General features: G+C 68.1%; 15 protein-coding genes. 2 read left to right on the forward strand and 13 right to left on the reverse strand.

Annotated elements, in window-relative coordinates; genetic code table 11:
• Window positions 1-120: 120 nt before the first annotated feature.
• Window positions 121-1,422 carry a tyrosine--tRNA ligase gene (tyrS, locus tag E3O65_RS00775; RefSeq protein ID WP_241985564.1) on the reverse strand — a complete coding sequence of 434 codons (1,302 nt, stop codon included), beginning with the start codon at window positions 1,420-1,422 and terminating at the stop codon, window positions 121-123.
• A gap of 124 nt (window positions 1,423-1,546) precedes the next feature.
• On the opposite strand from tyrS, the gene E3O65_RS00780 reads away from it, so the two are divergent.
• Entirely contained in the window at window positions 1,547-2,260 is a 714-nt protein-coding gene (locus E3O65_RS00780) for a DNA-binding protein (protein WP_241985565.1), read from the forward strand.
• A complete protein-coding gene (locus E3O65_RS00785) occupies window positions 2,257-2,931 on the forward strand; it encodes a hypothetical protein (protein ID WP_134361855.1) in 675 nt (224 codons plus the stop codon). Before E3O65_RS00780 ends, E3O65_RS00785 begins: the two co-directional genes overlap by 4 nt.
• Before the next feature lie 167 nt (window positions 2,932-3,098).
• Here E3O65_RS00785 and E3O65_RS00790 read toward each other — a convergent pair whose 3' ends face one another.
• The 12 genes from E3O65_RS00790 to E3O65_RS00845 all read right to left on the reverse strand — a co-directional run bounded on the left by E3O65_RS00790 (window position 3,099) and on the right by E3O65_RS00845 (window position 17,080).
• The gene (locus tag E3O65_RS00790; protein WP_134361856.1) at window positions 3,099-3,710 is read right to left on the reverse strand and encodes a DNA-3-methyladenine glycosylase; all 612 of its coding nucleotides are present in this window, start codon (window positions 3,708-3,710) and stop codon (window positions 3,099-3,101) included.
• Window positions 3,707-5,149: an argininosuccinate lyase gene (gene argH / locus E3O65_RS00795; protein ID WP_134361857.1), complete on the reverse strand. Its 1,443-nt coding sequence runs from the start codon at window positions 5,147-5,149 to the stop codon at window positions 3,707-3,709. The genes E3O65_RS00790 and argH overlap by 4 nt, the downstream gene beginning before the upstream one ends.
• Window positions 5,150-5,156: 7 nt before the next feature.
• Complete coding sequence (locus tag E3O65_RS00800; RefSeq protein ID WP_134361858.1) at window positions 5,157-6,356, reverse strand: argininosuccinate synthase; 1,200 nt, start codon at window positions 6,354-6,356, stop codon at window positions 5,157-5,159.
• Between the two features lie 63 nt (window positions 6,357-6,419).
• Window positions 6,420-7,349, reverse strand: coding sequence for an ornithine carbamoyltransferase (argF, locus tag E3O65_RS00805; protein ID WP_134361859.1), 930 nt, complete (start codon window positions 7,347-7,349; stop codon window positions 6,420-6,422).
• A gap of 37 nt (window positions 7,350-7,386) precedes the next feature.
• Complete coding sequence (locus E3O65_RS00810; protein WP_134361860.1) at window positions 7,387-8,610, reverse strand: acetylornithine transaminase; 1,224 nt, start codon at window positions 8,608-8,610, stop codon at window positions 7,387-7,389.
• Entirely contained in the window at window positions 8,607-9,491 is an 885-nt protein-coding gene (gene argB / locus E3O65_RS00815) for an acetylglutamate kinase (protein WP_134361861.1), read from the reverse strand. The genes E3O65_RS00810 and argB overlap by 4 nt, the downstream gene beginning before the upstream one ends.
• Before the next feature lie 44 nt (window positions 9,492-9,535).
• Window positions 9,536-10,708 (reverse strand): bifunctional glutamate N-acetyltransferase/amino-acid acetyltransferase ArgJ, encoded by a 1,173-nt coding sequence (gene argJ, locus E3O65_RS00820; RefSeq protein ID WP_134361862.1) that lies wholly within the window; start codon window positions 10,706-10,708, stop codon window positions 9,536-9,538.
• Window positions 10,705-11,748, reverse strand: a complete 1,044-nt coding sequence (gene argC / locus E3O65_RS00825) for an N-acetyl-gamma-glutamyl-phosphate reductase (RefSeq protein WP_134361863.1) — start codon at window positions 11,746-11,748, stop codon at window positions 10,705-10,707. Before argC ends, argJ begins: the two co-directional genes overlap by 4 nt.
• 172 nt (window positions 11,749-11,920) lie before the next feature.
• The gene (pheT, locus tag E3O65_RS00830; protein WP_134361864.1) at window positions 11,921-14,455 is read right to left on the reverse strand and encodes a phenylalanine--tRNA ligase subunit beta; all 2,535 of its coding nucleotides are present in this window, start codon (window positions 14,453-14,455) and stop codon (window positions 11,921-11,923) included.
• Window positions 14,455-15,495: a phenylalanine--tRNA ligase subunit alpha gene (gene pheS / locus E3O65_RS00835; RefSeq protein WP_134361865.1), complete on the reverse strand. Its 1,041-nt coding sequence runs from the start codon at window positions 15,493-15,495 to the stop codon at window positions 14,455-14,457. The genes pheT and pheS overlap by 1 nt, the downstream gene beginning before the upstream one ends.
• A 20-nt stretch (window positions 15,496-15,515) precedes the next feature.
• A complete protein-coding gene (locus E3O65_RS00840; RefSeq protein ID WP_134361866.1) occupies window positions 15,516-16,436 on the reverse strand; it encodes an amino acid ABC transporter permease in 921 nt (306 codons plus the stop codon).
• Window positions 16,433-17,080: an amino acid ABC transporter permease gene (locus E3O65_RS00845; RefSeq protein WP_134361867.1), complete on the reverse strand. Its 648-nt coding sequence runs from the start codon at window positions 17,078-17,080 to the stop codon at window positions 16,433-16,435. The genes E3O65_RS00840 and E3O65_RS00845 overlap by 4 nt, the downstream gene beginning before the upstream one ends.
• Window positions 17,081-17,094: the final 14 nt, after the last annotated feature.

Raw genomic sequence — 17,094 nt, forward strand, 5'->3', positions numbered from 1 at the left:
CCGCACCTGTGGGGTACGTTTGAATACATTACGGTCCCCACACCAAGCCGTCAAAACCAGAAACACCCCGGGCGTGTCACACCCGAAAACCAAAACAACCAAGCAACATCCGTCGCCGGCTCAGACGACGAAAACTCCGGCCAGGGTCTTCTTCCCGCGGCGCAGCACTGCCACTCCCCCGGGAAGAACGGCTCCCTCGATGGTCTGGTCGTCGGCCAACACCTTCACGTTGTTGAGGTAGACCCCACCCTGGCTGATGGCACGGCGCGCTTCGCTCAGACTCATGCTGAGTCCGGTGTCGACCAACAGCTGAACCACAGGAGCATGCGGTGCGGTCGTCGTGTTGGGGAGTTCCCGCAGGGCAGCTTCGAGGGTGGCCTCGTCGAGATCGGACAGCTCGCCCTGACCGAAGAGGGCGTGCGCGGCCTGGATGGCAGCATCCGTTGCCGCCCGCCCATGAACGAGACTCGTCACCGAGACGGCGAGCGTGCGCTGGGCGAGTCGCTTGAAGGGTTCCGTCGCCACGGCCTCCTCGAGTTCCGCGATTTGGGCCCTGGTCAGGAAGGTGAACACCTTGAGCCGGCTGATGACGTCGGCATCGTCGGTGTTGAGCCAGAACTGGTAGAACGCGTACGGGCTGGTGAGGGTAGGGTCCAGCCAGACCGCGTTACCCTCGCTCTTGCCGAATTTGGTGCCGTCACTGTTGGTGATCAGCGGGGTGCCGATGGCGTGGGAACCCTCCCCCTCCGCCTTGCGGATGAGGTCGATGCCGCTGGTGAGGTTGCCCCACTGGTCGCTGCCTCCGGTCTGGAGCACGCAGCCATACGTGCGGAAGAGCTCGAGGAAGTCCATGCCCTGCAGCACCTGGTAGCTGAACTCGGTGTAGCTGATGCCGGCGTCGGAATTCAGCCGGGCACTCACTGCATCCTTCTTGAGCATGCTGCCCACCCGAAAGTACTTGCCGATATCGCGCAGAAAGTCGATGGCGCTGAGCGGCGCCGTCCAGTCGAGGTTGTTCACCAGGGTGACGGCGTTGTCGCCCTCCGAGCTCAGAAAGCGCGAGACCTGATCCTGGAGGTAGCCCACCCACTGGCCGACGACATCCCGCGAGTTGAGTGTGCGCTCGGCGGTAGGACGCGGGTCGCCGATCAGGCCGGTGGAGCCGCCGACCAGACCAAGAGGCTTGTGGCCGGCCAGCTGCAGCCGGCGCATGAGCAGCAGCTGCACCAGGTTGCCGAGGTGCAGGCTCGGGGCGGTGGGGTCGAACCCGCAGTAGTAGGTGACGGGCGGGCCGGCCAGCAGCTCGCGGAGTTCGGTGGCGTCCGTGGACACCTGCACCAGGCCTCGCCAGGAGATCTCCTCCCACACGTCGTCGAAGGTCGGGTCATTGGCTTGCAGGGCGAGGATGGCTGGATCTGACACGAATTAAGGATATCAGCGACCGTCGCGGCACCCTTGACCCTTAGAAGTTCATGATGCTGACTTGATTTTTGATGATTAAGCTATGAAGCTGAATTAGTGTAGATTCATTCATGAAGCTTCATATTTGACCACTTTTCTGACCACTTCGCTGGAGGTTGAAGACATGTTCGTGATCACCGCCGACCAGATCGGCAGCCGCACCGACCGCGACCGGGCGGGAGAGATGATCGCCGCGCTCGACGCCGAATTCAGTCCCGCATTCATTCTGCCGCCCGACCAGACGGCCGGCGACGAGATTCAACTACTGCTGCGGGATGCCGCAACGACCTTGGCCGTACTTCTCGCCCTGCACAGGGACAGCCATTGGAGCATCGGCATCGGCATCGGGGAGGTGCGCACTCCCCTCCCCGCGTCGACCCGGCAGGCATCCGGGGGCGCGTTCGTGGCAGCCCGTGCCGGCGTGACCCGGGCCAAGAAAGCCGAGGCCCGGTTCGCGCTGGCTGTCGACCTGGCTCCGGGTGCCGGGAGCCGCGGCGGTGCGGGTGTCGGCGAGTCGGGCGGTGGGTCGGCTCTCAACGCCGAGGAGGTCGAAGCCCTCATCACCACGCTGCTCCTACTGCGCCAGCGCCGCACGAAGGAGGGCTGGGCGGCCGTCGACCTGCTGCAGGGCGGCCTGTCGCAGGTGGAGATAGCGGCCCTGCTCGGCATTTCAACCGCCGCCGTCAGCCAGCGCATTCACAGCGCCCTCTGGAGGGTCGACCAGTCGGCCCAGCCCGCACTCGTTAGGCTGCTGGAGAACCTCGAGCACGCCACGACCGAAACGGACCCTGCCACATGAACTCCTCGTCCTTCCAGATCGTGGCGTACCTGTACTGGCTGCTGCTGCTCCTCCTCACCTCGGGGTCGCTCGTGTTCGCGATCCTCGCGTTCCGGCGCAAGAAACTCCCGTTCGCAGCCGTCTCGGCGGGAACTCTCGCCGCGGCCCTCCTGGTCGCCGCCCTCCCCACACCCGGGGGATCCGCCGTATCGGGCGTCATTCTGGGCATGCTGGCACTCGGCCTAGCCGTAATCGGCGGCGGACCCGCGGCGCTGCTCACTCTGCGGCTGGCCACCAACAACTCGGTGCCGCAGGGCGATCACGGCGGGATCCTGGTGGAGAACGCCGACGGGAGCGCGGGGCCGGCACCGACGCCCGTCTCGACGCCCGCGGTTACGGTCGAGACTTCCGGGGCTCCCGGTGCTCCCGGTGCTCCCGGTGCTTCCGGTGCCTTCGTGCATGAGGTGCTGCGCGGCGGACTGATGATCGGCATCCTGGAGCGCCTCGCCGTGGCGGGGGCCATCCTGGCCGGTTTCCCGGAGGCCATCGCGGTCGTCGTGGCGATCAAGGGTGTCGGTCGCTTCACCGAGCTGGCCACGGCCGAGGCGCGGGAACGGTTCATCATCGGCACTTTGGCCAGCCTGATCTGGGCGTGCGCGTGCGCCGCGCTCGTGCAGATCGCCCTGGCGTAACCTCGGAGATTTTCGCGACACGCCGGTCGGAACGCCGCCGAAACCCGCGCTCCCCGAAAATCTCCTTCATTGCGTGGCTCCGGATGCCGCAGCGCGGGTTCCGGTGGCGGCGCTCGGCTGACGACGGCGCACGGCTGTCGACGACATCCGCCGGCGGAGATGCGCGGCTAGCGGGAGTCGGGCACAGCGGTCAGCTTCGGGTGCGGCCGGTACGGCGAGACCGAAGCCTCACCCGGGATCCAGAACCGCCACGGATAATCCGCTCCCCCGCCGGCGCCGCCCACCCCGGTGCGGGGCCCGGAGCGGAACGGGACCGGATGCTCGGGCAGCGTCAGCGTGAACGGCGCAAGTTCCAGATCGGCACCGTCATCGCCCAGACCGAGGCCGAGAGCCAGAGTGAGACGCGCTGGGCCGCGCGCCAGGTCGCGGTCACTGCGAGAGGTGGGGCGGCGCATCCGAGCCTCGGGGAGACCGGCCACGATCTCACCGGCGCGCAACAGCACAGCCGACGCCTCACCCTCCGGCGAGCAGACCACGTTCGCGCAGACGTGCATTCCGTAACTGAAGTACGCGTAGACATGGCCGTGCGGGCCGAACATCGAGGCGTTCCTCCTGGTGCGACCGCGGAAGGCGTGTGAGCCGGGGTCGACGCCCTCGCCGAGGTAGGCCTCCACCTCGGTGATGCGCAGGAGCACCCCGGCGCGGCCGAGCAGCGCACCCAACAGCAGTGGCGCGACCTCGACAGCCGGTCGCGCCAGGATTCCCCGTTCGAGGGTCACCTGCCGAGCGCAGCCGCCAGCGCGCGCACTCGGGTGACGAGCACCGCGCGCTGCTCGGCCACGCGCACCGGGGCGGTGCCGCCCTGACCGTCGCGGCGGGACACCGAACCCGTGATGGTGAGCACCTCGCGCACGTTCGGGGTGAGGTGCGGCGACAGCGCGAGCAGCGCCGCATCGTCGACCTCGTGCAGGTCGAGTCCGTTCCGCTCGGCGTACTTCACCAGTGCGCCGGTGATCTCGTGCGCGTCGCGGAAGGTGACCTGCTGCTTGACGAGCCACTCGGCGACATCCGTCGCGAGGGAGAATCCCTGGGGGGCGAGCTCTGCCATCCGTTCGGTGTGGAAGGTCAGGGTCGCGATCATTCCACTGAAGGCCGGCAACAGCACCTCGAGCGTCTCGATCGAGTCGAAGACAGGCTCCTTGTCTTCCTGCAGGTCGCGGTTGTACGCGAGCGGCAGCCCCTTGAGAGTAGTGAGCAGGCCAGTCAGGTTGCCGATCAGGCGCCCCGATTTGCCACGCGCCAGCTCGGCGATGTCCGGGTTCTTCTTCTGCGGCATGATCGACGACCCGGTCGAATACGAGTCGTCGAGGGTGACGAACCCGAACTCGCGGGTGTTCCAGAGGATGATCTCCTCGGCCAGCCGGGACAGGTCGATGCCGATCTGCGCGGTGATGTAGGCGAACTCTGCGACCAAGTCGCGGCTGGCGGTGCCGTCGATCGAGTTCTCCACCACGGCACCGAAGCCGAGGTCCGCCGCCACCAGGTTGGCGTCGAGCCCGAGTGTGTTGCCGGCCAGCGCCCCCGAGCCGTAGGGCGAGAAATCGGCGCGCCTGTTCCAGTCGGTGAACCGTTCGAGGTCGCGCACGAGAGGCCAGCAGTGCGCGAACAGGTGGTGGGCGAGAAGCACCGGCTGGGCATGCTGCAGATGCGTGCGACCCGGCATGATGGCTTCTTCGTTCGCCTCCGCCTGCGACGCCAGGGCGTCGATCAGGTCGATCACGTGGCCGGATATCCCCTGCGCCTTGTCGCGCAGCAGCATGCGCACCAGGGTGGCGACCTGGTCGTTGCGGCTGCGGCCGGCGCGTAGTTTGCCGCCGAGTTCGACGCCGACGATGTCGATCAGGCCGCGTTCCAGGGACGAATGCACGTCCTCGTCGGATTCCGCGGGCAAGAAGCTCTCATCGAGAACGGCCTGCAGGAGGGTGTCGAGGCCGGCGATCATGGCGACGAGTTCCGGGTCGGTCAGGTAACCGGCCGCGGCCAGAGCCCGCGCGTGAGCCTGGGAGCCACGGATGTCGTAGGGAGCCAGCGGCCAGTCGAACTGGGTCGACTTGCTCAGCTTTGCCAGCTCCGGTGACGGTCCCCCGGCGAAGCGGCCGCCCCAGAGGGCGCCCGCCTTCCCAGCGCGGTTCCCGTTCGTGTCCTTGTCGCCAGCCACGTCAGCCCTACTTGCCGGCCAGGTCGCGGCGAGCCGAAATCTTGCTCGGCAGTGACCACAGCTCGATGAAGCCCTTGGCCATGGACTGGTCGAAGGTGTCACCGGTGTCGTAGGTGGCGAGGTTGAAGTCGTAGAGGCTCTGCGACGACTTCCGGCCGGTGACGACGGCGGTTCCGGCGTGCATCTTCAAACGGATGTCGCCGGTCACGTGCTTCTGCGTCTCGTCGATGAACACGTCGAGGGCGCGCTTCAGACCAGAGAACCAGAGGCCGTCGTAGACGAGTTCCGCCCACTTGGACTCGACCGTGCGCTTGTAGCGGGCCAGGTCGCGTTCGACGGTCATGTTCTCGAGCTCTTCGTGCGCGGCGATCAGGGCGATGCCGGCGGGGGCCTCGTAGACCTCCCGGCTCTTGATGCCGACGAGGCGGTCCTCGACGATGTCGATGCGCCCGACGCCCTGGTTGCCGGCGAGCAGGTTCATCATCTCGATGGCTTGCAAAGGGGTGACGACGACGCCGTCGATCGCGACGGGAACACCCTGGTCGAAGCTGATGACGACCTCGGTGGGCTCGCGCGTCACGGCCGGGTCCTGCGTGTAGGTGTAGAGGTCCTCGATCGGGGCGTTCCACGGGTCTTCGAGGAAACCGGTCTCGACCGCACGACCGTACACGTTCTGGTCGATCGAGTACGGGCTCTTCTTCGACTGTGCGATCGGCAGGTTGTGCAGGGCCGCGTATTCGATGGCCTTGTCGCGCGTGAGGGCGAAGTCGCGCACCGGGGCGAGCGAGGTGAGCTCTGGTGCGAGGGCGGCCACAGCGGCCTCGAAGCGCACCTGGTCATTACCCTTGCCGGTGCAGCCGTGCGCAACGCTGTTCGCACCGAGTTCCTTGGCCGTCGAAGCCAGATACTTGGCGATCAGCGGGCGGCTGAGCGCGGAGACGAGCGGGTAGCGCTTCTGGTAGAGCGCGTTGGCCTTAAGGGCAGGCACGACGTAGTCGCTGGCGAACTCGTCCTTGGCGTCGACGACGATGGATTCCACGGCGCCGCAGTCGAGGGCGCGCTGGCGGATAACGTCCATATCCTCGCCACTCTGTCCCACGTCGATGGCGAGGGCCACGACCTCTTTGCCGGTCGCATCCTTCAACCAGCCGATGCCGACCGAGGTATCGAGTCCGCCCGAATATGCCAGCACAACGCGTTCAGCCATGGTTCTCCCTAAAGATTAGATCTGTTTAAGTTTACGGTTACGCCGTGACGCCCGGAGAGGCGTCTATGCGTTGTTCTGTGCGAGCAGCCAGACGAGCAGGGCCTTCTGCGCGTGCAGACGGTTCTCGGCCTCGTCCCAGATGATGCTCTGCGCGCCGTCGATCACGTCGGCGTCCACCTCGTAGCCGCGGTCGGCAGGCAGGCAGTGCATGAAGTGCGCGTCGGGCTTGGCGAGCGCCATCATGGCGGCGTCCACGCGGTAACGACCGAGGTCGCCGAGCCGGATGGCCTTCTCCTCCTCCTTGCCCATGGACACCCAGGTGTCGGTCACAACCACGTCGGCCCCGGCGACGGCCGCGAGCGGGTCGGTGAAGAGTTCGACGGAGCCGCCGGTGCGCTGGGCGATCACCGCGGCATCCGCCATGACCGTCTCGCTCGGCGTATAGCCGACCGGGGAGGCGATGCGCACGTGCATGCCCGCGGTCGCGCCGGCAAGCAGGTAGGACTGGCCCATGTTGCAGGCGCCGTCACCGAGGAAAACGATCGTCTGGCCGGACAGGTCACCGCGGTGCTCGCGGATGGTGAGCAGGTCGGCGAGAAGCTGGCAGGGGTGGAAGTCGTCGGACAGCGCGTTGACGACGGGCACCGTGGTGCCGAGCGCCATCTCCTCGAGTCCGGCCTGACCGTAGGTGCGCCAGACGATCGCGGCCACCTGGCGCTCGAGCACCCGGGCCGTGTCTGAGGCGGTTTCCTTGCCGCCGAGCTGGCTGTTCGCCGTGCTGATGATCAGCGGGCTACCGCCGAGGTCGGCAATGCCCACGGCGAAGGAGACCCGGGTGCGGGTCGAGGACTTGTCGAAGATGACGGCCACGGTCTGCGGGCCGGCCAGGGGTTTGACCGCGAATCGGTCTCGTTTCAGCTCCAGTGCCAGGTCGAGGATCTCGGCCTGTTCGACCGATGAGATGTCGTCGTCGCGCAGAAAATGGCGGGTCACGGGGTCACTTTCGCTTTCAGGAATGGATTGGTCAACTCTAGAGGTTGGCCAGTGCGAGCCCGAACCGGCGCTCGAAATCAGCAAGCTCGGCGTCGCCGATGATGAGGGGCGGTGCCAGACGGATGGTGGACTCGTTCGCGGCGTTCACGATCAGGCCATTGCTCTGGGCCGCGGCGGTCAGGCGGTTGGCGACCGGCTCGGTCAACCCGACTCCGATCAGGAGGCCACGTCCCCGAACCTCTCCGATCAGCGGAGAGTCGAAACCGGTGAGGATCTGCCGCAGCTGATCGCCGCGGCGCGCGGCGTTGGCCACCAGATTGTCGGCCTCGATGGCACTGAGCACGGCATTCGCGGCGGCCGTGACGAGGGGGTTACCGGCATAGGTCGAGCCATGCTGACCGCGCTGAAACAGCTCCGACGCCGCGCCGAAGGTGACGAGGGCGCCGATGGGCAGGCCGCCGCCGATCCCCTTGGCCAGCGTGACCGCATCCGGCAGGATGCCCTCGTGCTGGTAGGCGAACCACTCGCCCGTACGTCCGGCGCCGGTCTGCACCTCGTCCAGGATGAGCAGCACGCCATGCCGGGTGCACAATTCGCGGGCCAGGCGGAGGAACCCGGCGGGCAGGTCGATCACCCCGGCCTCCCCCTGCACGGGTTCGAGGAACACGGCGGTGACGGTGTCGTCGATGGCGGCGGCGAGTGCCGCAAATGTGGCGTCGATGTGCTCGACCCCGGCGGGCACCGGCAGGAACGGCTCGCGCATGGACGGCTTGCCGGAAAGGGCGAGCGCGCCCATGGTGCGGCCGTGGAACGAGTCGTGCAGGGAGAGGATGCGGGTGCGACGACCGCCCTTTGTGTTGAGCCGGGCCAGTTTGAACGCCGCCTCGTTTGCCTCGGCGCCGGAGTTGCAGAAGTAGACCCGGCCGGCCGGGCCTGCGCCGGTGAGGCGCTTCAGCCGTTCGGCCAGTTCCAGCTGCGGCGGCGAAGCGAAGTAGTTCGAGACGTGCGCGAGCCGGCCGACCTGGTCGGTGACCGCGGCGACGACAGCCGGATGCGCGTGGCCGAGCGAGTTAACGGCGATTCCGGCTAGGAAGTCGAGGTACTCGGTTCCCTCGTCGTCCCAGACGTAGCAACCCTCGCCGCGCACAAGCATCGCCAGAGGCGGTGCGATCGTGCGCATCAGGGCGGCGCTGAAACGCTCGCGCCAGTCGTGGATGCCGGAGTCGGCCATCTGATCGCTTCTCGCTTCCGTGGGTGTCATGCGGGGACTACCTCGGTTCCGCTCCCGCTGCCGGTGAAGACCTCGAGCAGGATGGAGTGCGGCACGCGGCCGTCGATGATGGCCGCCTTCGCGACGCCGCCCTCGACCGCGTCGAGGCAGGCCGTCATCTTCGGGATCATGCCCGACTCGAGGTGGGGCAGCAGGGAGCGGAGCGAGTCCACGTCGATGACCGACACCAGCGAGTCGCGGTTGGGCCAGTCGTTGTACAGCCCGGCGACATCGGTCAGGATGACCAATTTGGCGGCGCCGAGGGCGACCGCGAGGGCCGCGGCGGCGGCATCCGCGTTGATGTTCAGGGACTGGCCCGGGACATCCGTGTCGGGTGCGATCGAGGAGACGACCGGGATGCGGCCCGCGGCGAGCTGGGCGTGAACGGCCTCAGGGTCGACGCCGATCACATCGCCGACCAGGCCGAGGTCGACCTCTGCTCCGTCGATCACGGTGCCGCGGCGTCGGCCCTTGAACAGCCCGGCATCTTCACCGGAGAGGCCGGCCGACAACGGTCCGTGCTGGTTGATTCGGCTGACGAGCTCGCGGTTGATCTGGCCGGTGAGCACCATGCGCACGACGTCCATCGCTTCGGGCGTGGTCACCCGGTAGCCGCCACGGAACTCGCTCTCAATGCCGAGCCGGTCGAGCATGGCCGAGATCTGCGGGCCGCCTCCGTGCACGACGACGGGGCGGATGCCGGCATAGCGCAGATAGACCATGTCCTCGGCGAAAGCGGCCTGCAGTTCCTCGCTGACCATGGCGTTGCCGCCGAACTTGACCACAATGATCTGGTCGTGGAACCGCTTGAGCCAGGGCAGCGACTCGATCAGCGTGGCGGCCTTAACGCCCGCCTCCGCGCGGCTGTTCATCTCGTCGCGGCTGGTCTCGTCGCGTGGGGTTCTGTGGGCCGGGTTCAACTCGAGTACGCGCTGTTCTCTTCGACGTAGGCGTGGGTGAGGTCGTTGGTCCAGATCGTGGCCGACTCGGTTCCCTCGTGCAGGTCGATCAGCACGGAGACGGAACGTGGGGTCAGGTCGACGAGCTCGCGCGGCTGGTCGGGCTCCCCCGCGGTGCAGACCTGCACCTCGTTGATGGAGACGTCAATGCCGTAGGGGTCGAAGGCGGCATCCGTCGTGCCGACGGCCGCGAGCACGCGTCCCCAGTTGGGGTCGTTCCCGAAGATCGCGGTCTTGAACAGGTTGCTTCGGGACACCGCGCGGGCGACCGTGACGGCTTCGGCCTCGGAGGCGGCGTTGCGCACCGTGATGGCCACGTCGTGAGCGGACCCCTCGGCGTCTGCCTGCAACTGCAGGGTGAGGTCCTGGCAGATGGCGATGAGGGCATCCGTGAATTCGGCCAGGTCGGCGGCGACGCCGCTGGCCCCGGAACCGAGGAGGGTGACGGTGTCGTTGGTCGACATGCAGCCGTCGGAGTCGAGCCGGTCGAATGTGACCCGGGTGGCCTGACGAAGGGCCGCGTCGAGCTGGTCGGAGTCGAGCACGGCGTCGGTGGTCAGCACGACGAGCATGGTGGCCAGACCGGGTGCGAGCATGCCGGCGCCCTTGGCCATGCCGCCGATGGTCCAGCCGGCGTCGGAAACGAGCATGGTCTGCTTCGGTGTGGTGTCGGTGGTCATGATCGCCCGCGCAGCGGCCAGGCCGGCCGCATCCGATCCGGCGTTCTCTCCCTGCAGGGCCAGGGTTGCATCCCAGACCCCGGCGGTGATCTTGCCGAGGTCGAGCTGTTCGCCGATCAGGCCGGTGGAGCAAACCAGCACCTCGCCGGCGGAGATCTCCAGTCGGTCGGCGATGGCTTCGGCGGTGGCGTGTGTGGTTTGAAAGCCGATGGACCCCGTGTAGCAGTTGGCCCCACCCGAGTTGAGCACGATGGCCTTGACCTGACCGGCCTTCATGACCTGCTCGCTCCAGAGCACCGGGTTCGCCTTGCAACGGTTGCTGGTGAAGACGCTGGCCACGCTGGTGAGCGGGCCGAGGTTCTGGACGACGGCGAGGTCGAGACCCCCGGATTGCTTCAACCCGGCGGTGACTCCGGCGGCGACGAACCCGGAGGGGGCGGTGACACTCATGGGGCAACTCCATTCGTGCTCAGGCCCGTGGTTTCGGGCAGTCCCAGGGCCAGGTTGGCGCACTGGATTGCGGCACCGGCGGTGCCCTTGGTGAGATTGTCGACGGCTGTGATCGTGACGACGCGGCCCACAGCCTCATCGACGGCGAGGCCGATCAGGGCGGTGTTGGCGCCGAGCACGTCAGACGTGCGCGGAAACCGGCCCTCGGGAAGCACGTGCACGAACGGTTCATCGGCGTACGCCGCTTCCCATGCGGCGCGCACGTCGGCCGTGGATGTGCCGGGGACAAGGCGGGCCGTGGCGGTGCAGAGGATGCCGCGGGACATCGGCACGATCACCGGGGTGAGCGAGATGGTCGGCTGATCGGCCCCGGCCCAGCGGAGGCTCTGCTGGATTTCGGGGATGTGGCGGTGCACGCCGCCGACCGCGTAGGGGTTGGCGGAGCCGAGGATCTCGCTGGCCAGGTTCGGCAGCTTCAGGCTCTTTCCGGCACCGGAGGGTCCGACCGCGAGCATGGCGACCAGGTCGCCGGGTTCGATCACACCGGCACGGATGCCCGGGGCCAGGGCCAGAGCCACCGTGCTCGCGTTGCAGCCCGGGGCGGCGATGCGGCGGGAGCCGGCCAGCCGACTGCGCTGCGTGCCGCCGGCCACGGGAAGCTCGGGCACGCCATAGGTCCAGGCGCCGAAATAGTCGCCGCCGTAGAAGGCCGCCCAGTCCGATTCGCTCTCGAGCCGGTGGTCGGCGCCGCAGTCCACCACGAGGGTGTCGGCGGAAAAGTGCGCGGTGAGGGCACCGGATGCCCCGTGCGGCAGCGCGAGGAACACCGCGTCGTGCCCGGCGAGGGTTTCGGGGGTGGTGTCGACCAGGGTGAGATGCGCCAGCGAGCGCAGGTGCGGCTGAACGTCGATCAGACGCTGGCCGGCATTGCTGTGCGCCGTGACCGTGCGCACCTCGAAGTCGGGGTGCCCGGCCAGCAGACGCAACAATTCACCGCCCGCATAACCACTCGCACCTGCCACCGCCACCGAAAAAGCCATGTGCCCAACTTAGCGCGCCGCCCCGCACGCCGAGAATCGCTATTTGCGCCGATAATCGCCGCGGTTCGCTCCAACATCTCTCGGCGGGCACTGGCCCGCCCGGCTCTCCCCCTCCGCTGCCCCTCGCCGCCACTCCTGTTTTCGGGCGACGCTGGCGGACGGGGAGGGCGGACTACTCGCGGAGGGTGGCCCCGAAGCGGGCGGCGGCCACCGCGACGCCGGCGAGCTTGGCGTCGCTGGCCTCCGCGGCGGTCAGGGTGCGGTCGGCCGCCCGGAACCGCAGCGCGAATGTCAGCGACTTGCGCCCGGGCAGGACGCCTGTACCACGGTAGTCGTCGACGAGTTCGGCGTGGTCGAGCAGCGGTCCGCAGCCCTCGAGGAGCGTGCGGAGTACGTCCCCGGCGGGCACGCCGGCGTCCAGAACGAGGGACAGGTCCTGGGTGGCGGCCGGCATCGTGGCGATCGGGGTGGCGCGCAATTCGGCTCCGGCCTGCGCGAACACGGCGGTCAGGTCGATTTCGGCTACGGCCACGACCGCGGGCAGGTCCGCGCCGCGGGCGATGCTGGGCAGCAGTTCGCCGGCGTAGCCGACCGAGGTTGCACCGGCATCCGTCGTCACGAACAGCTCGGCCGTGCGGCCGGGGTGCATTGCCTGGTGCGAGCCCTGGCGCACCGTGATCTCCACACCGGCGCCCAGCGCCACCTGGCGAACGGCGGCGAGGGCGTGCTGCCAGTTGGCGGCCACGGCGGGCTGCCCCGGCTGGGGACGCACGACGGATCCAGTCAGAACGACCGCCACCGACAGCGGCTGCGGCGGGATGCCGGCATTCAGCTCGGCCTCCAGCTGCGCGCTCGGGCGCACCGCGCCGGGCGGCACGACAGCACTGCCGTAGCGAATGCCGGCAACCGGCCGGAACACCAGGCCCAACTCGAAGACGGCCAGGTCGACGAGGCCGCGGGAGCGATTTCGGTGCGCGATGTGCAGCAGCCCCGGAAGGATCGACGTGCGCAAGAACGGCGCCTCCCCGTCGAGAGGGTTGGCGACCTTGATCTGCGGCACGGTGGGACCGGCCGGCAGCCCGAACAGGTTGTTCGACTGCTCCGACACGAACGGGTACGCGAGCACCTCGGTGTGGCCGGTGGCGGCGAGGGTGTGCGCGACCTGGCGGCGCAAGGCCTGCGCGTGAGTGAGGCCCCGCCCGGGCGGAGCGACGGGCAGCACCGACGGGATGCGGTCGTAGCCGACGATGCGGGCGACCTCCTCGGCCAAGGTCCACTTGTCGGTCAGGTCGGGGCGCCAACTCGGCGCGGTGACGTTCAGCCCTGTCTCGGTCTCCTCGAGAGAGGCGCCGATCTCGGCCAGCGAGGAGCGCACCTCGCCCGGCGTGTACTCGAGACCGATCAGGCCGGAGATGAAGCCGATCGGCAACGCGATCGGCTGGGCTTCCGGGGTGGCGTCGTGCAGGGAGCCGAGACCGTCGGCCTCTCCTCCGGCGAGTTCGACCAGCAGCTGCACGACGCGGGCGGCGGCGACGACGGCGACGGACGGGTCGACCCCACGCTCGAAGCGGCGGGACGCCTCGCTCGGCAGCTTGTGCCGGCGGGCCGTGCGCGCGATCGACACCGGGTCGAAGTTCGCGGCCTCGATCAGCACATTCGTGGTTTCGAAGCCGATCTCGGTGCTCTGTCCGCCCATCACACCGGCCAGGCCGATGGGCCCGGATTCGTCGGTGATCAACAGGTCCTCGCCGTTCAGGGCTCGGGTCATGTCGTCGAGGGTGACGAGTGTCTCACCAGGCTCTGCACGGCGCACGGTGATACCACCGGCCAGCTTGTCCAGATCGTAGCCGTGGATCGGCTGGCCGAGCTCGATCATCACGTAGTTGGTCACATCGACGATCAGCGAGATCGAACGGATGCCGGCCAGCTTCAGGCGGGCGATCAACCAGGCCGGAGACGGCCGGGTAGGGTCCACGCCGCGCACCGCGCGGGTGACGAACACGCTCGCGCCGACGCGGCCGCGGATCGGGTTCCGGTCGTCGACCGTGACCGGGAAGGCGACCGTGGACGCGTCTGCCGTCAGGGCGAGGGCAGGGTCGCGGAAGGCAGCTCCGGTGGCGTGCGCGTATTCGCGGGCGACGCCGCGGATCGAGAATGCGTACCCCCGGTCGGGCGTGACGTTGATCTCGACTGCGGTGTCGTCCAGGCCCAGCAGGCTGATCGCATCCGTGCCGATCACGGGGTCGAGGCCGAGGCTGCCGAGCACCAGGATGCCGTCGTGCTCGTCGCCGAGGCCGAGCTCGCGGGCTGAAGCGATCATGCCGTCGGACACGTGGCCGTAGGTTTTGCGTGGCGCGATCGGGAACGGGCCGGGGAGCACGGCGCCGGGCAGGGTCACGACGACCTTGTCGCCGACGACGAAGTTGTGGGCGCCGCAGACGATGCCGTGGACGGCCGGGCCGCCGTCGGCCGCGAGCTCCCCGTCAGCAGCGACGCGCACCTGGCACCAGTTGATGGTCTTGCCGTTGGTCTGCTCCTCGCCGACGAACTCGAGCACCTGTCCGACGACGATCGGACCGGTCAGCTCGAAGCGGTGGATCTCCTCCTCTTCGAGTCCCACGCTGACCAGGGCCGCGTGCACGTCTTCGGGCGTGGTGCCCGGGGCCAGGTCGACGAACTCGCCCAGCCAGCTCAGTGGTACGCGCATCAGACGGTCATCCCGTACTGCTGGCTGAACCGGACGTCGCCTTCGACCATGTCGTGCATATCCTTCACATCATTTCGGAACATCAGTGCCCGCTCGACGCCGACGCCGAACGCGAATCCGGAGTAGACCTCCGGGTCGATCCCGGCGGAGCGCAGCACATTGGCGTTGACCATGCCGCAACCACCCCACTCGATCCAGCGGGCGCCATCTTTGAACGTCGGGTGCCACAGGTCGAGTTCGGCGCTCGGCTCGGTGAACGGGAAGTAGTTGGGGCGGAGGCGCACCTTCGCCTCGGGGCCGAACATGGCCTTCACGAAGTGGTCCAGGGTGCCGCGCAAGTGCGCCATGGTCAGACCCTTGTCGACGGCGATGCCCTCGATCTGGTGGAACACGGGCGTGTGGGTGGAGTCGAGTTCGTCGGTGCGGAAGACGCGGCCGGGCGCGACGACGTAGACGGGCAGCTCGCGGGAAAGCAGGGCGCGCAGCTGCACCGGCGAGGTATGCGTGCGCAGCACGAGGTGGGCGTCGGGCGGGTCGATGAAGAAGGTGTCCTGCATGGCGCGGGCGGGGTGGTCCTCGTCGAAGTTGAGCGCGTCGAAGTTGAACCACTCGCTCTCCAGCTCGGGGCCTTCGGCGACCTCCCAGCCCATGCCGACGAAGACATCCGCGACGCGCTCCTGCAGCAGGGTGAGCGGATGCCGCGCGCCGGGCCTCCAGGTGCACGCCGCCGCGGTCACGTCGACAGTTTCGGCCGCGAGCTGGGCGGTGGCCTCAGCCTCGGTGATCGCGGCCTCGCGGGCGGCAAACGCCTGGGCGACGGCACCGCGGGCCTGGCCGAGGAGCTTGCCGGCGGCGGCCTTCTGGTCGCCGGGCACACTTCGCATGAGCGCGTTGAGCCGGGCCAGCGGGGAGGCCTCGCCGGTGTGCTCGGCGCGCACGGTTTTCAGGGCCGCGGAGTCGTTCGCGGCGGCAATGGCGGCGAGTGCGGCGTCGACGGCCGCGCTCACGACTGGTTCGGAGATCTCAGTGGGGTCAGACACAAGGCACAAGTTTAGTGCTGCTAAACCCCCCGGGCGCCCATCTGGTTGCCGAGGGCCGCGGGGTACACGACCTCGGGATCGGCCGGTTTCACGGGTGGTGCCTTCGTGTCCGTGGTCACGCCTCCAGACTTGGAGCCCGTGCGGCGGGCGATGACGCGAGCCAGCCAGGAGAGCAGCAGGTTCATCGTCAGATAGATCGCGAGCACGACGAGGAAGAAGGAGAACGAATAGCGGCTGCCGAAGAAGTTCGTCATCGAGGTGCCGCTGCGGAGCAGTTCCTCATAACCGACGACGAAGGCCAGCGAGGTGTCCTTGAGCAGCACGACGAGCTGCGCGATGATGATCGGCAGCATCTGCCGGAACGCCTGAGGGAACTCGATTCGCAACCGGGTCGCCACGGGGGTGAGCCCGATGGCCAGCCCGGCCTCGCGCTGGCCGCGGGGCAGGCTTTTGATGCCGGCCCGCAGCGCCTCGCCGATGATGGCCCCGTTGTAGACGGAGAGGGCGGCGACGCCGGCCCAGAAGGACCCGGTGGAGAAGACGAGCAGGATGAAGAGCATCATCAGCAGCACGGGCATTCCGCGCACGAATTCGAGCACGACCGTGGTCGGAATCCGAATCCATTTGGTGTCGGACACGCGTCCGAACGAAAACAGCACGCCGAGCAGCAGCGCGAACACGGCGGCGACGCCGGCCATTCGGAGGGTGTTCAGGGCTCCGCGCCCGAGGGTGCGCCAGACCTCGCGGTCGGAGAAGACATCCCAGCGGGTCGCATCCCAGAGGCCCGGCTGCACGGCGCCGTTGGCGCTGGTCTTGGGCGCACCCAGGGCCAGGATGAGCCAGACGAGGCCGGCGGCGATAAGCAGGGCGGTGACCACGGAGAAGATTCGCGACCGCAGAACGGCCCTGGGGCCGGGAGCGTCGTAGAGCACGGAGGTCATCGGAGTACCGCCACCTTCTTCTCGACCCGCGCGGCGATCAGGCCGAGCGAGATGGTGACCAGGAGGTAGAAGGCTGCCACGGCGAGCAGGATCGCGAGCACCTGGTCACCGCGTTCGTTGGTGATCTTGCGGGCGGCGCCGAAGAGTTCGAAGACGAAGAACGCTCCGGCGACCGAGGTGTTCTTCGTCAGGGCGATGAAAACGTTGATGAGCGGGGGGATGACCATGCGAACGGCCTGGGGCATGACCACGAAGGAGAGGGTCTGGGTGAAGGTCAGTCCCACGCTGCGGGCGGCCTCGGCCTGGCCCACGTGCACGCCGTTGACGCCCGAGCGGAGCGCTTCGGCGACGAACGGAGACGTGTACACGGTGAGGCCGATCATGGCGAGCACGAAGTAGCCCGGCGAGAACTGCAGGTACGGCAGGATGAAGGCGCAGAAGAACAACACCAGGGTGAGCGGGGTGTTGCGTACGATCTCGGTGTAGACCGTGGCGAATCCGCGCAGGGATGCGACGGGCGAGATGCGCATGGCAGCGATGACGATGCCGAGCACGAGAGCTCCCGTGCCGGACAGAAGCAGAAGGCCCAACGTGTTCTTGAAGCCTTCCAGGAACACGGGCAGGTTTTCGATGACTGCGTCCACAACTCACCTCCTCT

Origin of the sequence: Cryobacterium breve (genome assembly GCF_004402375.1) — a bacterium.
GTDB lineage: Bacteria > Actinomycetota > Actinomycetes > Actinomycetales > Microbacteriaceae > Cryobacterium > Cryobacterium breve.